We start from the raw sequence: 16,940 nt of genomic DNA, 5'->3' as shown, positions 1-16,940 counted from the left end.
AGAGAGGTCGCACGGTGAGTCAGCCGAGCCCCGGTACGGACCCGAGCCCCGCTGCGGATCCGAGCGGGACCCCGCACGAGATCCCCGTCGTCGTCCTGGCCGGATTTCTCGGTTCCGGGAAGACGACGCTCCTCAACCACCTCCTCCACCGCGGCGGAGGCAGCCGCATCGGGGCGATCGTCAACGACTTCGGAGCCGTCGAGATCGATGCGATGGCCGTCGCCGGGGCCCTCGGCGACTCCACGGTCTCGCTCGGCAACGGATGCCTGTGCTGCGCCGTGGACGCGAGCGAACTGGACACCTACCTGGCGCGGCTCGCCCGGCCCGGCACGGGCGTCGACGTCATCGTCGTCGAGGCCAGCGGGCTCGCCGAACCCCAGGAGATCGTGCGCATGCTGCTCGCCAGCGAACACCCCGGGACCGTCTACGGCGGGCTCGTCGAGGTCGTCGACGCCGCCGAGTTCGACGCCACCCGCGCGCGCCACCCCGAGATCGACCGGCATCTCGCCCTCGCCGACCTCGTGGTCGTCAACAAGCTGGACCGCGTGTCAGACCCCGAACGCGTGCTCGACCTCGTCGGCTCGCTCACCGACCGGGCCGCCGTCGTGCCCGCCACCTACGGCCGTATCGACCCCGAGTTCCTCTTCGACCGCCGTCCCGTCGGAGAACGCCTCGGGCAGCTCTCCTTCGACGACCTCCACGACCACGACACCCACGCGGGCCATCCGCACACCGCCTACGACAGCCTGTCCTACGTCGGCGAAGTCCCCCTCGACCCGCGCCGGTTGATGGCCTTCCTGGACAGCCGGCCCGAGGGGCTCTACCGAATCAAGGGGTACGTCGACTTCGGACCCCACGACCCCCGCAACCGCTACGCCGTGCACGCCGTCGGCCGCTTCCTGCGCTTCTACCCGGAGCCCTGGCCGGCCGCCGGGGACCGCCGCACCGAGCTCGTCCTGATCGGCTCCGGCCTCGACACCGCCGCCCTCGCCAAGGAGCTGGAGGCCACGACGAAGGACGCCCCGCACGCCGACGAGCACGGCATGTGGGGCGTCCTGCGCTATGTGCACGATCCCGAGGGACCTGGCGATCCCGAAGAACCTGACGGACCTGAGGGATCCGACGGACCCGACGGGCCCGACGGATTCGAGGGGTCCGACGGGGACGAGCCGGTCTAGAGCACCGGGCCCGTCACCACCGACACCGTCTTCGCCAGCGACGTGCCCGAGCCGTCCCGGCGCGGGTCCAGCTCCGGCAGGTCGACCGGCGCGCCGTTGCGCTGTGCCGCGCGCACCGGGGTCGGGCCCGCCCACGCCAGGGACAGGCAGTCCTCGCCCTTCAGGAACCGCTGGCAGCGCACCCCGCCCGTGGCCCGGCCCTTGCGCGGGTACTGGTCGAACGGGGTCAGCTTGGCCGTCGTCTGGACGGAGTCGTCCAGCGTGCCGCGCGAGCCCGCCACCGTGAACACCACCGCGTCCACCGCCGGGTCGACGGCTGTGAAGGAGATCACCTTCGCACCCTCGGTGAGCTTGATGCCCGCCATGCCGCCGGCGGGCCGGCCCTGCGGACGGACCTGGGACGCCTGGTAGCGCAGCAGTTGCGCGTCGTCCGTGATGAAGACCAGGTCCTCCTCGCCGGTGCGCAGCTCCACCGCGCCGACGATCCGGTCGCCCTCCTTGAGCGTGATGACCTCCAACTCCTCCTTGTTGGACGGGTAGTCGGGCACCACACGCTTGACCACGCCCTGCTCCGTGCCCAGCGCGAGACCGGGGGAGGACTCGTCGAGCGTGCTCAGGCACACCACCGTCTCGCCCTCGTCCAGGGAGACGAACTCGGACAGCGGTGCGCCGCCCGACAGGTTCGGCGCCCCCGTCGCCTCCGGCAGCTGCGGCAGGTCCACCACGTTCACCCGCAGCAGCCGTCCGGCCGACGTCACCACGCCGATCTCGCCGCGCGCGGTGGCCGGCACCGCGGAGACGATCGGGTCGTGCTTGGCGTGCCTGCCCCCGGTGTCCTCGGGGAAGGGCCCGCCGTTCGCCGTGCGGGCCAGCAGGCCCGTCGTCGACAGCAGCACCCGGCACGGGTCGTCCGCCACCTGGAGCGGCACGGCCGCCGGGGCGCCCGTGGCCTCCAGCAGCACCGTGCGCCGCTCGGTGCCGAACTTCTTCGCCACCGAGGCCAGTTCGGCCGAGACCAGCTTGCGCAGCTCGGCGTCGGACTCCAGGATCCGGGTCAGCTCGGCGATCTCCGTGTTGAGCCGCTCCTTCTCCGACTCCAGCTCGATGCGGTCGAACTTGGTGAGCCGGCGCAGCGGCGTGTCGAGGATGTACTGCGTCTGGATCTCCGACAGCGAGAAGCGTTCCATCAGGAGCCGCTTGGCCTGCGCGCTGTTCTCGCTGGAGCGGATCAGCCGGATGACCTCGTCGATGTCGATCAGGGCCGTGAGCAGGCCCTCCACCAGGTGCAGCCGGTCGCGCCGCTTGCTGCGCCGGAACTCCGAGCGGCGCCGCACGACGTCGAAGCGGTGGTCGAGGTAGACCTCCAGCAGTTCCTTGAGGCCCAGGGTGAGCGGCTGGCCGTCGACCAGGGCGACGTTGTTGATGCCGAAGGACTCCTCCATCGGCGTCAGCTTGTAGAGCTGCTCCAGGACGGCCTCGGGCACGAAGCCGTTCTTGATCTCGATGACCAGGCGCAGCCCGTGCTCGCGGTCCGTGAGGTCCTTGACGTCCGCGATGCCCTGGAGCTTCTTGGAGCCGACCAGGTCCTTGATCTTCGTGATGACCTTCTCCGGGCCGACCGTGAACGGCAGCTCGGTGACCACGAGGCCCTTGCGGCGCGCGGTCACGGTCTCCACCGACACCGTCGCGCGGATGCGGAACGTGCCGCGGCCCGTCTCGTAGGCGTCGCGGACTCCGGAGAGGCCGACGATGCGGCCGCCGGTGGGCAGGTCGGGACCGGGCACGAACTTCATCAGCGCGTCCAGGTCCGCGTTCGGGTGGCGGATCAGGTGCCGGGCCGCCGCGACGACCTCGCCGAGGTTGTGCGGCGGCATGTTGGTCGCCATGCCGACCGCGATGCCCGAGGTGCCGTTGACCAGCAGGTTCGGGAAGGCGGCCGGCAGGGCCACCGGCTCCTGCTCCTGGCCGTCGTAGTTGGGCGCGAAGTCGACCGTGTCCTCGTCGATCGACTCGGTCATCAGGCTCGTCGCCTCGGCCATGCGGCACTCGGTGTACCGCATGGCGGCCGGTGGGTCGTCGTTGCCCAGCGAGCCGAAGTTGCCGTGGCCGTCGACCAGCGGGACGCGCATGGAGAATGGTTGGGCCATGCGCACCAGGGCGTCGTAGATCGACGCGTCACCGTGCGGGTGGAGCTTGCCCATGACGTCGCCGACGACACGGGCGCACTTCACGTAGCCGCGCTCGGGGCGCAGGCCCATTTCGTTCATCTGGTAGACGATCCGCCGGTGCACCGGCTTGAGGCCGTCACGGGCGTCGGGCAGGGCACGGGAGTAGATGACCGAATACGCGTACTCGAGGTACGAACCCTGCATCTCGTCCACGACGTCGATGTCGAGGATCCGCTCCTCGAACGCGTCGTCGGGCGGCGGGGTCTTCGTGCTGCGGCGGGCCATCGCTGCCGGCTCCTCCTGTGTTCGGGTCGCCCGCCTACGGGGCGGCTCACTCTTGCTGAGGCTCTTGCTGAAGCGTGAAAGCGTGAACGTGAACGCGGTCTGACGGGGACCATTGTGGACCGTGGCACCGACAGCCCGGGCCGGGACCCGGTGCCCGGCGGTCCGTCCCGGCGTGGGAGGCCGTCGCGGGGGCCGCCGCGCGGCACGACCACCGCAGGCTACGCGATCCGCTGTGGGCGTACGTCCCGCCGGGAACTTCGCCGGGGGTCCGCACGCTGCATACAGTGGCAGGACTGGCAGGACGCAGGCGGTTTCCAGGACCGCATCAGCGATCGAAGGGACGTACATGCCCATGGGTCACACGGCCACAGCCGAGGCAGGCTCCGGGGGCCTGACAGCGACCGAGCACCGCCTGGCCAACGGCCTGCGCGTGGTGCTCTCCGAGGATCACCTGACCCCGGTCGCGGCGGTGTGCCTCTGGTACGACGTCGGCTCCCGGCACGAGGTCGAGGGCCGCACCGGTCTGGCTCACCTCTTCGAGCACCTGATGTTCCAGGGCTCCGCCCAGGTGCAGGGCAACGGCCACTTCGAGCTGGTCCAGGGCGCCGGCGGCTCGCTCAACGGCACCACGAGCTTCGAGCGCACCAACTACTTCGAGACCATGCCCGCCCACCAGTTGGAGCTCGCGCTCTGGCTGGAGGCCGACCGCATGGGCTCCCTGCTCACCGCCCTGGACGACGAGTCCATGGAGAACCAGCGCGACGTCGTCAAGAACGAGCGCCGCCAGCGCTACGACAACGTGCCCTACGGCACGGCCTTCGAGAGGCTGACCGCGCTCGCCTACCCGGAGGGCCACCCCTACCACCACACGCCGATCGGCTCGATGGCCGACCTGGACGCGGCCACGCTGGAGGACGCCCGCGCGTTCTTCCGCACCTACTACGCGCCCAACAACGCGGTGCTGTCCGTGGTCGGCGACATCGACCCGAAGCAGACCCTCGCCTGGGTCGAGAAGTACTTCGGCTCGATCCCCTCCCACGACGGCAAGCCCGCGCCGCGCGACGGCACCCTGCCGGACGTCATCGGCGAACAGCTGCGCGAGGTCGTCGTGGAGGAGGTCCCGGCCCGCGCCCTGATGGCCGCCTACCGGCTCCCGCAGGACGGCACGCGCGCGGCGGACGCGGCCGACGTGGCGCTGACCGTCCTCGGCGGCGGCGAGTCCTCCCGCCTCTACAACCGGCTCGTACGGCGCGACCGCACGGCCGTCGCCGCCGGCTTCGGGCTGCTGCGGCTGGCCGGGGCGCCCTCGCTGGGCTGGCTCGACGTGAAGACCTCCGGCGACGTGGAGGTCCCCGTCATCGAGACCGCCATCGACGAGGAGCTGGCCCGCTTCGCCGAGGAGGGCCCCACGCCCGAGGAGATGGAGCGCGCGCAGGCCCAGCTGGAGCGCGAGTGGCTCGACCGGCTCGGCACGGTCGCGGGCCGCGCCGACGAACTGTGCCGCTACGCCGTGCTGTTCGGCGACCCGCAGCTCGCCCTCACCGCCGTGCAGCGCGTCCTCGCCGTCACCGCCGACGAGGTCAAGGAGGCCGCGCGGGCCCGGCTGCGCCCCGACAACCGCGCGGTCCTGGTCTACGAGCCGCTGTCCGCCGAGGCCGCCGAGCACACCGAGGACCCCGGCATCCCCGAGGACCCGGAGTCGGAGGCCACCGTCGAAGCCGGTGCCGACCACGACGGCAACGACGACAACAAGGAGGCTGCCAAGTGACCGAGCTCGCCGCGATGGAGTTCCACCCCCGCCCCCACGCGGGCGACGCGAAGCCGTGGGCCTTCCCGGCCCCCGAGCGCGGCACACTGGACAACGGCCTGACCGTCCTGCGCTGCCACCGCCCCGGCCAGCAGGTCGTCGCCGTCGAGGTGCTGCTCGACGCGCCCCTGGACGCCGAACCGGCCGGCTTCGACGGTGTCGCCACGATCATGGCGCGGGCCTTCTCCGAGGGCACCGACAAGCACTCCGCCGAGGAGTTCGCCGCCGAGCTGGAGCGCTGCGGCGCCACCCTCGACGCGCACGCCGACCACCCCGGCGTCCGGCTGAGCCTGGAGGTTCCCGTCTCCCGCCTCGGCAAGGCCCTCGGCCTGCTCGCCGACGCCCTGCGCGCGCCCGCGTTCGTCGACACGGAGATCGAGCGGCTGGTCCGCAACCGGCTCGACGAGATCCCGCACGAGCTGGCCAACCCCTCGCGGCGCGCGGCCAAGGAGCTGTCCAAGGAGCTGTTCGCGGCCGGTTCGCGCATGTCGCGCCCGCGCCAGGGCACCGAGGACACGGTCGAGAAGATCGACGAGGCGGCCGTCCGCGCGTTCTACGAGCGGCACGTGCGGCCCGCGACCGCCACCGCCGTGGTCGTCGGCGACCTCTCCGGCACCGACCTGGACGACCTGCTCGGCGAGACCGTGGGCGAGTGGACCGGCTCGAAGGCGCAGCCGCGTCCGGTGCCGCCGGTCAGCGCCGACGACACCGGACGGGTCGTCATCGTGGACCGTCCCGGAGCCGTCCAGACCCAGCTGCTCATCGGCCGGGTCGGCGCCGACCGGCACGACCGCGTGTGGCCCGCGCAGGTGCTCGGCACCTACTGCCTCGGCGGCACCCTGACGTCCCGTCTCGACCGCGTCCTGCGCGAGGAGAAGGGCTACACCTACGGGGTGCGGGCCTTCGGGCAGGTCCTGCGGTCCGCCCCGGACGGCAGCGGCGCCTCGCTGCTCGCCGTCAGCGGCTCCGTGGACACCCCGAACACGGGTCCCGCGCTCCAGGACCTGTGGACCGTGCTGCGCACGCTCGCGCAGGAGGGGCTCACGGACGCCGAGCGCGACGTCGCCGTGCAGAACCTGGTGGGCGTGGCGCCGCTGAAGTACGAGACGGCGGCGGCCGTCGCCGGCACTCTCGCCGACCAGGTCGAGCAGCACCTGCCCGACGACTACCAGGCGACGCTGTACCGGGAGCTCGCCGCCACGGGCACCGTGGAGGCCACCGCCGCGGTCGTCAACGCCTTCCCGGTGGACCGGCTGGTGACGATCCTCGTCGGGGACGCCGCGCAGATCAAGGAGCCCGTCGAGGCGCTCGGCATCGGCGAAGTGAGCGTCGTCTCCGCCGACTAGCGCGTCCGCGTGTGGGGCCCCGGTGACCGACGGGTCGTCAGGGGCCCCATGTGTTTTTCCGGATGTCCGAATTGGGGCGGAGGCTGCCTTTCTGCCCTGTGGCATGCGCTACAAAAGCCCGGATCGGTTTGGGGATTGAAAGATGTCCCGCTTAGCGTCGTCCGGGCTGTTCGTCAGGCAGTGCGCCGCGCCCGCGGCACCGGACAGTCATCGCCGAGTCCCCGTACGGCGCGAGCCAGGGGAGCCGGGGACCCGCCCTCCTGTCGCCGCCTTCGCGGCTGGAGGGGCCCACACAGTCCCTGGGGTGAATCGGGCGCCCCCGCACACGGCGGGGAGCCCGTAGGAGACCTTCCTGCTCCGAACCCTCCCCCAGAGCCCAAAAAGCCTGGGGGGACCCCCAGCTAACCCGGTAGGCGAGAGGGAAGGAAAGGACCAGCCACTCCATGGCGTTCACGCGCGCCACCGGGAAGCACCGCCGTGCCGGCCGGACGCACCGCACCACCGCCCGCGCCGCAGGCTTCGCGGCCCTCACCACCACCGGCGTCATGGGCACCCTCGCGGCCACCCCCGCGCTCGCCGCCGACGCTCCCGCCGAGACGACGGGACTCGTTCCCGTCGTCACCATGGGGGACGCGGTCGCCCGGCAGATCGACGCCCAGGCCACCGCCCAGCGGCAGGCCGCCGCACGCAGGGCCGCGGCCGAGGAGGCCGTGGAGGAGCGCGCGGTCAAGGTGCGCGCCGCCCGTGAGGCCGAGCGTAAGCGCCTGAGCGCCTTCGTCGCGCCCGTCGCCCACTCGTACGTCTCCACCGGCTACAAGACCGGCGGCTCCCTGTGGTCCTCCGGCTCCCACACCGGCATCGACTTCCACGCCGCGAGCGGCACCCCGGTCCACGCGGTCGGCTCCGGAACCGTCGTGTCGACCGGCTGGGGCGGGGCGTACGGCAACGAGGTGGTGATCAGGATGGCGGACGGCATGTACACCCAGTACGGCCATCTGTCCTCGATCGGCGTCTCGGTGGGCCAGACCGTCGTGCCGGGCCAGCGGATAGCCCTGTCCGGCGCCACCGGCAACGTGACCGGGCCGCATCTGCACTTCGAGGCGCGCACGACCCCCGAGTACGGCTCGGACGTCGACCCCGTCGCCTATCTCCGCGGTCACGGCGTGAACGTCTGACGGGACCGCCGTCGAGACGTCCGGACCCCGGCTCCATGAGCCGGGGTTTTCCCTGTTTCGGCCGCCCCGCTGTCCAAAAAATATCCATGGATTCCGGCCCGCCGTCGGAAATTCCGGCTCATTGCAATAGAGTCACGGAACACGCGTCCACCTAGACGTTTCACGGGGATTAAGGCGGAGGTCGGTCATGCGTATTCCGGCGCACTCGGTGTGCACGGCCATCCGGGACGACATCGTCGCCGGTGTCTACGAGCGCGGCGCCCGGCTCACCGAGGAAGTCCTGGCCCGCCGCTACGGCGTCTCCCGCGTCCCCGTCCGCGAGGCGCTGCGCACCCTGGAGGCCGAGGGCTTCGTGGTGACCCGGCGGCACGCGGGCGCGTGTGTCGCCGAGCCCACCGAGCAGGAGGCCGCCGACCTGCTGGAGATGCGCATGCTCCTGGAGCCGCTCGGCGCATCCCGGGCCGCGCAGCGGCGCACCGAGGCTCACCTAAAGGTGCTGCGCGGCCTGGTCAGGCTGGGCCAGGAGCGGGCCAGGCGGGGCAACAGCGACGACCTGCGCTCCCTGGGCGGCTGGTTCCATGAGACGCTCGCCCAGGCGTCCGGCAGCCAGTCCCTGACGTCGGTGCTCACCCAGCTGCGGCACAAGATCGCGTGGATGTACGCGGTGGAGGCGCCCGCCAGTCCCGTGGAGTCCTGGGTGGAGCACGGCGCGATCGTGGACGCCGTCGCGCGTGGCGACGGCGAACGCGCGCGGGCGGTCACGGCGCTGCACACCGAGCGGGCGACGGCCGCGCACCGGCTGCGGTTCGCCGCCGGCGCGGAGCGTGTGAGGAACCCGCAACATCCCGTAAACACGCCGAGCCTGCGGCATTAACACGGGGGCCGTATACAAAGAGGAGCATTCGGGTGGCGGGTATTTCCGCTGCCCTTTTTCGCGTGTGCTGTGAATTCCCGGGCACACGTCCTTCCGCATGCCCTCAGTGAATTCGATCGCACGGCCGCGGAAACGCCGAAGCCGCGTCGTCCCTGCGGACGGCGCGGCTTTTCCGGCGTGGTTCAGGCGGTCTCGGGCAGTTCCTCGAGCCCTTCGGCGACCAGCTTGGCCAGCCGGTTCAGGGCCGCGTCCGCGCCCTCGGCGTCGGAGGCGAGGACGATCTCCTCGCCGCCCCGGGCGCCCAGGCCGAGCACGGCCAGCATGGAGCCCGCGTTGACGGGGGCGCCGTCGGCCTTGGCGATCGTCACGGGGACGCCGGTGGCCGTGGTGGCCCGGACGAAGATGGAGGCGGGGCGGGCGTGGAGACCCTCGGCCCAGCCGACGTTGACGCGGCGCTCAGCCATGTGTTGCTGCCCTTCGCTGTTCAAGGTTGTCTAGACCAGTTTTCCACATCGCGAGACCTCCGCCGACGGCCCCGCGCCGCTGTCGTGCGCGAGCCGTACTCTGGGGCCCATGCAGACCCCGGCGGACCGGCAGGACCGGCACGAGTACCCCGCCCACTGGGAGGCGGACGTGGTGCTGCGCGACGGCGGCACCGCACGCGTCCGGCCCATCACGGCCGACGACGCCGACCGCCTGGTCAGCTTCTACGAGCAGGTCTCGGACGAGTCGAAGTACTTCCGCTTCTTCGCGCCCTACCCCCGCCTGTCCGCGAAGGACGTCCACCGCTTCACCCACCACGACTTCGTGGACCGGGTCGGACTCGCGGCCACCATCGGCGGCGAGTTCATCGCCACCGTACGGTACGACCGCATCGGCGCCGACGGCATGCCCGCCTCCGCCCCCGCCGACGAGGCCGAGGTCGCCTTCCTGGTGCAGGACGCCCACCAGGGGCGCGGGGTCGCCTCCGCCCTCCTGGAGCACATCGCGGCCGTCGCCCGCGAGCGCGGCATCCGCCGGTTCGCCGCGGAGGTGCTCCCCGCCAACACCAAGATGATCAAGGTGTTCACGGACGCCGGGTACACCCAGAAGCGCAGCTTCGAGGACGGCGTCGTCCGCCTGGAGTTCGACCTCGAACCCACCGACCGCTCGCTCGCCGTGCAACGCGCGCGGGAGCAGCGCGCCGAGGCCCGGTCGGTGCGCCGGCTGCTGGCCCCCGGCTCCGTCGCCGTGATCGGCGTCGGCCGCGCGCCCGGCGGGGTGGGCCGCGACCTCCTCGCCAACATCCGCGACGCCGGGTTCACCGGGAGCCTGTACGCGGTCAACAAGGCGTTCCCCGAGGACATGACGGAGGCCGACGGGGTGCCGGCCCGCCGCTCGGTGCGGGACGTCGAAGGACCGGTCGACCTCGCGGTGGTCGCCGTACCGGTCGACCAGGTGCCCGAGGTGGTCACCGAGTGCGGCGAGCACGGGGTGCAGGGACTCGTGGTGGTCTCCGCCGGCTACGCGGAGAGCGGCCCCGAGGGACGCGAGCGGCAGCGCGAACTCGTCCGACGGGCACGCACGTACGGCATGCGGATCATCGGGCCGAACGCCTTCGGGATCATCAACACCTCCCGGACGGTGCGGCTCAACGCCTCGCTCGCGCCGCAGGCGCCGCGCCCCGGCCGCATCGGCATGTTCGCCCAGTCCGGCGCCATCGGCATCGCCCTGCTGTCCCGGCTGCACCGGCGCGGGGGAGGTGTCACCGGTGTCACGGGCGTGTCCACCTTCGTCTCCTCCGGCAACCGCGCGGACGTCTCCGGCAACGACCTCATCCAGTACTGGTACGACGACCCGGACACGGACGTCGTCCTCATGTACCTGGAGTCCATCGGCAACCCCCGCAAGTTCACCCGCCTCGCCCGGCGCACGGCCGCGGCGAAGCCCCTGGTCGTCGTGCAGGGCTCGGGCACCGCGCCGCAGGGGCACGCGGTACGGGCCACCCGGCTGCCGCACGCCACCGTGTCCGCGCTGCTGCGCCAGGCCGGCGTGATCCGCGTCGACACGATCACCGAACTGGTGGACGCGGGCCTGCTGCTCGCCCGCCAGCCGCTGCCGACCGGGCCGCGCGTGGCGATCCTCGGCAACTCGGAGTCGCTGGGGCTGCTGACGTACGACCAGTGCCTCGCGGAAGGGCTGCGGCCCGCCCGCCCGCTGGACCTGACGACCGGGGCCACGGCGGAGGACTTCCACCGCGCGCTGTCCGCCGCCCTGGCGGACGACGCGCACGACGCGGTGGTCGTCACGGTCATACCGGCGATCGGCGAGGGCTCCCCGGACGACGCGGAACTGGCCGAGGCCCTGCGCTCCGCCGCCGCGGCGGCCCCCGCCAAGCCGGTCCTCGTGGTCCACGTGGAACTGGGCGGCCTGGCCGAGGCCCTGTCGGCGGCGACGAGCACGGCCCCGCAGGGCGCGCCGGACGGCGCGGTCCCGCGGGGACGGACGGAGGCCGCGCCACCGCGAGAGGCGACGGCGGACCCCACGCCCCCCGCCCCCACGCCTGCCGCCGCGCCGCGGGAGGCGACGGCGGCAGGCGCGCCCTCGCCCCCGGCCCCGAACGGTTCCCTCCCCGCGCGGCCCCCGCGGCCCGTCCCGGACGGTGAGCCCGGCGGCTCGCGGCTCATCCCCGCCTACCCCGCGGCCGAGCGGGCCGTGCGCGCCCTCGGGGAGGCCGTGCGGTACGGACAGTGGCGGCGCGACGCGCTCGACCCCGGGAAGGTGCCCGCGTACGAGGACATCGACGAGAAGGGCGCCGCCGACCTGATCCAGGGCCTCCTCGCGCGCGGCCGGGGCTTCACCCCGGACGCCGAGGAGACGTGCGACCTGCTCGCCCGCTACGGCGTCCCCGTGCGCCGCGCGCTGCCCGCCCCCGGCCCCGACGCCGCGGCCGAGGCCGCCGGGACCCTCGGCTACCCGGTCGCCCTCAAGGCCACCGCCCCGCACCTGCGCCACCGAGCGGACCTCGGCGGCGTCCGCCTCGACCTCGCGGACGAGGAACAACTGCGCCGCTCCTACGCCGAGTTGACGGAGCTGTTCGGCAAGCCGGAGGAACTGCGGCTGGTGGTGCAGGCCATGGCGCCCCGGGGCGTGGACACCGTCGTACGGGCGGTCATCGATCCGGCGGCCGGCGCCGTGCTGTCCTTCGGGCTGGCCGGGGCCGCCTCCCAACTGCTCGACGACATGGCCCACCGCCTGGTCCCCGTCACCGACCGGGAGGCCCACTCCCTGGTGCGGTCCATCCGGACGGCCCCCCTCCTGTTCGGCTGGCGGGGCTCCACCCCGGTGGACACGCCCGCCCTGGAGGAACTGCTCCTCAGGGTGTCCCGCCTGGTCGACGACCATCCCGAGGTCGTCGCCGTCACCCTGGAGCCGGTCGTCGTCGCCCCGCACGGCCTCAGTGTCCTCGGCGCCACCGTCCGGCTCGCGCCCCCGCCCGCCCGCGACGACCTCGGACCCCGTACGCTCCCGGCGTACTGAGCCGGACGGCGCCCGGGAAACACCCGGCGAACACCTCGCGCGAGCCCGTTCCCCGCGCTCCTGACTGGCCCGAACCAGGCCCGCCCACGACTAGGATGGACGCCATGGCCAAGACCAGTACGACGACCCAGGGCCTGCGGACGGCGATCGAACGCAGCGGCTACTACCCGGCACTCGTGGCCGAGGCGGTGGAGGCCGCGGTGGGCGGCGAGCCCGTCCGGTCGTACCTGGTCCACCAGGAGACCACCTTCGACCAGAACGAGGTGCGCCGGCACGTCACCGTGCTGGTCCTCACCGGCAACCGCTTCATCGTCAGCCACACCGACGAGCAGGCCGCCGACACCACCTCCCCGACGCCCTACGCCACGACGTCCACCGAGTCCGTGAAGCTCGACCGGATCTCGTCGGTCGTGGTGAGCCGCGTCGTCGCCAACCCCGAGCAGTACACCCCGGGCACCCTGCCCCGCGAGGTCGTCCTCACCATCGGCTGGGGCGCGGTCTCCCGGATCGACCTGGAGCCCGCCGCGTGCGGCGACCCCAACTGCGACGCCGACCACGGCTACACGGGCAACTCCACGGCGGACGACCTCAGCCTGCGCGTCAGCGAGGCGGGCGACGGCCCGGAGACGGTGCGCCAGGCGCTCGTCTTCGCCCAGGCCATCTCCGAGGCGACAGCGGACGTCACCCGCTGATGTCCCAGCTCACCACCTGGGACGACCACCCGGAACCCCTCGCCCTCGGCTCCGCGCCCCTGCCCGAGTACGGAACCGGTTCCCTCGCCGACCTCCTGCCCACCCTGGCCGCCGGAATGTCCGTACCGGGCATGACCGCGGCCATCCCGGAGCTGACCGCCGCCGACCGCAACTGCGTCTTCCTGATCGACGGGCTGGGCTGGGAGCAGCTCAGGGCGCACCCGGACGAGGCCCCCTTCCTGACCTCGCTGCTCGGCAGCTCGCGCGGCGGCACCGGCCGGCCGATCACCGCCGGCTACCCGGCGACCACCGCGACCTCCCTCGCCTCCGTCGGCACCGGCCTGCCCCCGGGCGCGCACGGCCTGCCCGGGTACGCGGTCCGCGACCCGGCCACCGGCGGGCTGATGAACCAGCTCCGCTGGCAGCCGTACACCGACCCGGGCGCCTGGCAGCCGTACCCCACCGTCTTCCGGCTCGCCCACGAGGCAGGTGTGCACACGGCCCAGGTGTCCTCGCCCGCCTTCGAGCACACCCCGCTCACCAAGATCGCGCTCAGCGGCGGGACCTTCCGCGGGAAGCTGAGCGGTGAGGACCGCGTGGACCTCGCCGCCGAACAGCTGGCCGCCGGTGACCGCTCCCTGGTCTACACGTACTACGCCGAGCTCGACGGCGCGGGCCACCGCCACGGCGTCGCGTCCGACACCTGGCGCGGCCAGCTCATGTACGTCGACCGGCTCGTCCAGCGTCTGGCCGAACAACTCCCGCCGCGTACCGCGCTCTACGTCACCGCCGACCACGGCATGGTCGACGTGCCCTTCGACGAGGACCACCGGATCGACTTCGACGAGGACTGGGAACTGCGCGCCGGCGTCTCCCTGCTGGGCGGCGAGGGCCGCGCCCGCCACGTCTACGCGCTGCCGGGCGCCGCGGACGACGTCCTGACCTGCTGGCGCGAGGTGCTGGGCGAGCGGTTCTGGGTGGCCTCGCGGGACGAGGCGATCGAGGCGGGCTGGTTCGGCCCGCGCATCGACGACCGGGTGTACGCCCGCCTCGGCGACGTCGTCGCGGCGGCCCACGACGACGTCCTGATCATCGCGTCGGAGCGGGAGCCCAAGGAGTCGGCGATGGTCGGCAACCACGGTTCGCTGACCCCTGCCGAGCAGTTCGTCCCCCTGCTCGAAGTACGCTCCTGACCGTCCCCCGATCGCCGTCCCCCCCGCCATCCCCACTCACGCCGAAAGGTGCTCGACCTGCCATGCCCGAGCTGGTGTTCTTCTCCGGAACGATGGACTGCGGGAAGTCGACGCTGGCTCTCCAGATCGAGCACAACCGCTCGGCGCGCGGCCTCGCCGGTGTGATCTTCACCCGGAACGACCGGGCCGGCCAGGGCAAACTGTCCTCCCGGCTCGGCCTGGTCACCGACGCCGTGGAGGTCGAGGAGGGCCAGGACCTGTACGCGTTCCTCGTCGACCACCTCTCGCAGGGCGGCCGGGCGGACTACGTCATCGCGGACGAGGCCCAGTTCCTCGGCCCGGAACAGGTCGACCAACTGGCGCGCGTGGTGGACGACCTGGACGTCGACGTCTACGCGTTCGGCATCACGACCGACTTCCGCTCCAAGCTGTTCCCCGGCTCCCAGCGGCTGGTGGAGCTGGCCGACCGGGTCGAGGTGCTCCAGGTCGAGGCCCTGTGCTGGTGCGGCGCCCGCGCCACCCACAACGCCCGCACGATAGGCGGCGACATGGTCGTCGAGGGTGCCCAGGTGGTCGTCGGGGACGTCAACCAGTCGGCGGACGAGGTCGGTTACGAGGTGCTGTGCCGCCGTCACCACCGGCGCCGGATGACCGCCGCTTCGGCGCGCGCCGCGGCCCTGTCCCCGGACGTGCTGCCCGTCCCGCCCGCCTGAACCGGCGTTCTCAGCGCGGCCCTTCGAGCACGCAGAAGACCGCGCCCTCCGGGTCCACGACCGTGGCGACCCGCCCGCGGGCGCCGTCGTGGGCCGGTTCCAGGACCCGCCCGCCGAGCTCCGGGACCAGGCGCACCGCCTCGTCCGCGTCGTCGACCTGGAAGTACGTCAGCCAGTGCGGCCCCCGGTCGCGGGTCAGCGCGTGCCCGACGCCGTGGACTCCCGCGACCGGGCGGCCGCCGATGTGGAGGGTCACGTAGTCGAGGTCGGCGGAGACCACCGGCTCTCCCTCGTGACCGAACACCGTCTCGTAGAACTTGGTGACGTTCGCCGTCTCGAACGTGAGCAGTTCGTTCCAGGCAGGGGTGCCGTGCACACCGGCGATGCCCGTGCCGATGTGGGCCGCCGCCTGCCAGATGCCGAAGATCGCGCCGGTCGGGTCGGAACCGACCGCGAGACGGCCCGCGTCGGCCGCGGTCAGCGGGCCCACGCCCACCGTGCCGCCGCACAGCCGCACCGTGTCGGCCGTCTGGTCCACGTCGTCCGAGGCGAGGTAGGGCGTCCAGGCGACCGGCAGTTGACGGTCGGGCGGCAGTTGCCCGATGCCGGCCACGTCACGGCCGCCGAGCTGGGCCCGCACATTGGGGCCGAGCTGCTGCGGTCCGGGCACGAACTCCCAGCCGAACAGGGCTCCGTAGAACTCCTCGGTCGCCGCCAGTCCGTGCACCATCAGGCTCACCCAGCAGGGTGTCCCGGGCGTGTGCCGGGTGTGCGCGCCGCCGTTCGGTCCGGCCGACCCCCGTGCCTCGGTCATCGTCACTCTCTCCCCGGCCCCTCGCGGTGGCCGTGTCGTCAACGCTCAACGCACCCGGTGTGCCGCAGTCGGCACCCCCGTGCCGATGCTCGCACCCACCCCGGCCCCTCACGTCACGGCCGCGCCGCTCACGGCGGCTCCGCCGCGAGGATGCCTGGTCCACCGTTTCGCGCCCGTAGCAGGGCCATGGCCACGGGGTGTCCATCAGTTGCACGGCATGTGCCCGGTCCCGTACGCCTCGTGATCGAGACTGTCCGGCCGAGCAGAGTAGCCGTACCTGGACGACCCGGCCACCCCTGACGTATGCATGGGGCCATGAAAGCCATCATCACCGCAACCGAACTAGCGCGCCGCTTGAGCGGGGACGCCCCGCCCGTGCTGCTCGACGTCCGCTGGCGGCTGAGCGTCCCGAACGCGGCGGGAGTACCGGAGTTCGACGGCCGCACGGAATACGCGAAGGGGCACATCCCGGGCGCCGTCCACGTCGACCTGGACAAAGAGCTGGCCGCGGCCCCCGGGGAGCGGGGCCGCCATCCGCTGCCGGAGACGGGCGAGTTCGGCGCCGCGATGCGCCGCGCGGGCGTCTCGGCCGCCCGTCCGGTCGTCGTGTACGACGGCGGACAGGGCTGGGCGGCGGCCCGCGCCTGGTGGCTGTTGCGGTGGACGGGTCACCCGGACGTGCGAGTCCTCGACGGCGGGTTGCCGGCGTGGGAGGAACCGCTGTCGACCGACGTACCCGCCCCCGCCGAGGGCGACTTCACGCCGGCGCCGGCCGCGGCCGGGCTGCTCGACGCGGACGGCGCCGCCGGACTGGCGCGCTCCGGAGTGCTGTTCGACGCCCGCGCGGGGGAGCGGTACCAGGGCGACGTCGAGCCCATCGACCGGATCGGCGGCCACATCCCGGGTGCCGTGTCCGCGCCGACCACCGAGAACGTGGGCCCGGACGGCCGGTTCCGGTCCGCGGCGGAGCTGCGGGAGCGCTTCACCTCGCTCGGCGCGGCGGAGGGGACGGAGGTCGGCGTGTACTGCGGCTCGGGAGTCTCCGCCGCCCACGAGGTCCTGGCCCTCGCGGTCGCGGGCATCCCGGCGGCGCTGTACGTGGGTTCGTGGTCGGAGTGGTCCGCCGACCCGTCCCGTCCGGTCGCCACCGGCCCCGACCCGCAGTAGGGCACGGGG

13 protein-coding genes are annotated in these 16,940 nt (G+C 73.0%); 10 read left to right on the top strand and 3 right to left on the bottom strand.

The features are described from left to right. Nucleotides 1–80 precede the first annotated feature (80 nt). Nucleotides 81–1,178 (top strand): GTP-binding protein, encoded by a 1,098-nt coding sequence (locus AB0F77_RS23970; RefSeq protein ID WP_361952421.1) that lies wholly within the window; start codon nt 81–83, stop codon nt 1,176–1,178. On the opposite strand, the gene AB0F77_RS23965 is transcribed toward AB0F77_RS23970, so the two are convergent. Beyond that, entirely contained in the window at nt 1,175–3,631 is a 2,457-nt protein-coding gene (locus tag AB0F77_RS23965; protein ID WP_361952166.1) for a DNA topoisomerase IV subunit A, read from the bottom strand. The genes AB0F77_RS23970 and AB0F77_RS23965 overlap by 4 nt on opposite strands. Before the next feature lie 346 nt (nt 3,632–3,977). Here AB0F77_RS23965 and AB0F77_RS23960 point away from each other — a divergent pair, with 346 nt between their 5' ends. From AB0F77_RS23960 to AB0F77_RS23945, 4 genes are all read left to right on the top strand, one after another. Then, nucleotides 3,978–5,399 carry a pitrilysin family protein gene (locus AB0F77_RS23960; RefSeq protein WP_361952164.1) on the top strand — a complete coding sequence of 474 codons (1,422 nt, stop codon included), beginning with the start codon at nt 3,978–3,980 and terminating at the stop codon, nt 5,397–5,399. Then, a complete protein-coding gene (locus tag AB0F77_RS23955) occupies nt 5,396–6,784 on the top strand; it encodes a pitrilysin family protein (protein ID WP_361952161.1) in 1,389 nt (462 codons plus the stop codon). The genes AB0F77_RS23960 and AB0F77_RS23955 overlap by 4 nt, the downstream gene beginning before the upstream one ends. A gap of 443 nt (nt 6,785–7,227) precedes the next feature. Further along, nucleotides 7,228–7,959 carry a M23 family metallopeptidase gene (locus tag AB0F77_RS23950; protein WP_361952158.1) on the top strand — a complete coding sequence of 244 codons (732 nt, stop codon included), beginning with the start codon at nt 7,228–7,230 and terminating at the stop codon, nt 7,957–7,959. Nucleotides 7,960–8,146: 187 nt separating this feature from the next. Next, entirely contained in the window at nt 8,147–8,833 is a 687-nt protein-coding gene (locus tag AB0F77_RS23945; RefSeq protein WP_361952155.1) for a GntR family transcriptional regulator, read from the top strand. Nucleotides 8,834–9,015: 182 nt separating this feature from the next. Here AB0F77_RS23945 and AB0F77_RS23940 read toward each other — a convergent pair whose 3' ends face one another. Next, the gene (locus tag AB0F77_RS23940) at nt 9,016–9,297 is read right to left on the bottom strand and encodes an HPr family phosphocarrier protein (protein WP_361952152.1); all 282 of its coding nucleotides are present in this window, start codon (nt 9,295–9,297) and stop codon (nt 9,016–9,018) included. A gap of 109 nt (nt 9,298–9,406) precedes the next feature. Between AB0F77_RS23940 and AB0F77_RS23935 the strand changes: the two genes are divergently transcribed. The 4 genes from AB0F77_RS23935 (at nt 9,407) to AB0F77_RS23920 (ending at nt 14,950) form a co-directional block, all read left to right on the top strand. Continuing rightward, complete coding sequence (locus tag AB0F77_RS23935) at nt 9,407–12,352, top strand: GNAT family N-acetyltransferase (RefSeq protein WP_361952149.1); 2,946 nt, start codon at nt 9,407–9,409, stop codon at nt 12,350–12,352. A 95-nt stretch (nt 12,353–12,447) separates the two neighbouring features. Next, entirely contained in the window at nt 12,448–13,044 is a 597-nt protein-coding gene (locus tag AB0F77_RS23930; RefSeq protein ID WP_361952147.1) for a DUF5998 family protein, read from the top strand. Then, entirely contained in the window at nt 13,044–14,237 is a 1,194-nt protein-coding gene (locus AB0F77_RS23925; protein ID WP_361952144.1) for a nucleotide pyrophosphatase/phosphodiesterase family protein, read from the top strand. Before AB0F77_RS23930 ends, AB0F77_RS23925 begins: the two co-directional genes overlap by 1 nt. Nucleotides 14,238–14,299: 62 nt before the next feature. Next, nucleotides 14,300–14,950, top strand: a complete 651-nt coding sequence (locus AB0F77_RS23920) for a thymidine kinase (protein ID WP_361952142.1) — start codon at nt 14,300–14,302, stop codon at nt 14,948–14,950. A gap of 10 nt (nt 14,951–14,960) precedes the next feature. Here the strand turns inward: AB0F77_RS23920 and AB0F77_RS23915 are convergent, their stop codons facing one another. Then, the gene (locus tag AB0F77_RS23915) at nt 14,961–15,764 is read right to left on the bottom strand and encodes a VOC family protein (protein ID WP_361952139.1); all 804 of its coding nucleotides are present in this window, start codon (nt 15,762–15,764) and stop codon (nt 14,961–14,963) included. A 315-nt stretch (nt 15,765–16,079) separates the two neighbouring features. Between AB0F77_RS23915 and AB0F77_RS23910 the strand changes: the two genes are divergently transcribed. Continuing rightward, nucleotides 16,080–16,931, top strand: a complete 852-nt coding sequence (locus AB0F77_RS23910) for a sulfurtransferase (RefSeq protein ID WP_361952136.1) — start codon at nt 16,080–16,082, stop codon at nt 16,929–16,931. The last annotated feature ends 9 nt before the right edge of the window (nt 16,932–16,940 follow it).

The organism is Streptomyces sp. NPDC026672 (assembly GCF_040638185.1).
Classification (GTDB): Bacteria; Actinomycetota; Actinomycetes; order Streptomycetales; family Streptomycetaceae; genus Streptomyces.
The sequence above is the reverse complement of the archived record's forward strand: the minus strand, read 5'-3'. Positions and strand labels throughout refer to the sequence as shown.

Bases quoted from the DNA above. Each gene is read 5' to 3' on its own strand.
- AB0F77_RS23965 (WP_361952166.1), bottom strand. From the start codon at position 3,631: ATGGCCCGCCGCAGCACGAAGACCCCGCCGCCCGACGACGCGTTCGAG.
- AB0F77_RS23960 (WP_361952164.1), top strand. From the start codon at position 3,978: ATGCCCATGGGTCACACGGCCACAGCCGAGGCAGGCTCCGGGGGCCTG.
- AB0F77_RS23950 (WP_361952158.1), top strand. From the start codon at position 7,228: ATGGCGTTCACGCGCGCCACCGGGAAGCACCGCCGTGCCGGCCGGACG.
- AB0F77_RS23945 (WP_361952155.1), top strand. From the start codon at position 8,147: ATGCGTATTCCGGCGCACTCGGTGTGCACGGCCATCCGGGACGACATC.
- AB0F77_RS23940 (WP_361952152.1), bottom strand. From the start codon at position 9,297: ATGGCTGAGCGCCGCGTCAACGTCGGCTGGGCCGAGGGTCTCCACGCC.
- AB0F77_RS23935 (WP_361952149.1), top strand. From the start codon at position 9,407: ATGCAGACCCCGGCGGACCGGCAGGACCGGCACGAGTACCCCGCCCAC.
- AB0F77_RS23930 (WP_361952147.1), top strand. From the start codon at position 12,448: ATGGACGCCATGGCCAAGACCAGTACGACGACCCAGGGCCTGCGGACG.
- AB0F77_RS23925 (WP_361952144.1), top strand. From the start codon at position 13,044: ATGTCCCAGCTCACCACCTGGGACGACCACCCGGAACCCCTCGCCCTC.
- AB0F77_RS23920 (WP_361952142.1), top strand. From the start codon at position 14,300: ATGCCCGAGCTGGTGTTCTTCTCCGGAACGATGGACTGCGGGAAGTCG.
- AB0F77_RS23915 (WP_361952139.1), bottom strand. From the start codon at position 15,764: ATGACCGAGGCACGGGGGTCGGCCGGACCGAACGGCGGCGCGCACACC.
- AB0F77_RS23910 (WP_361952136.1), top strand. From the start codon at position 16,080: ATGAAAGCCATCATCACCGCAACCGAACTAGCGCGCCGCTTGAGCGGG.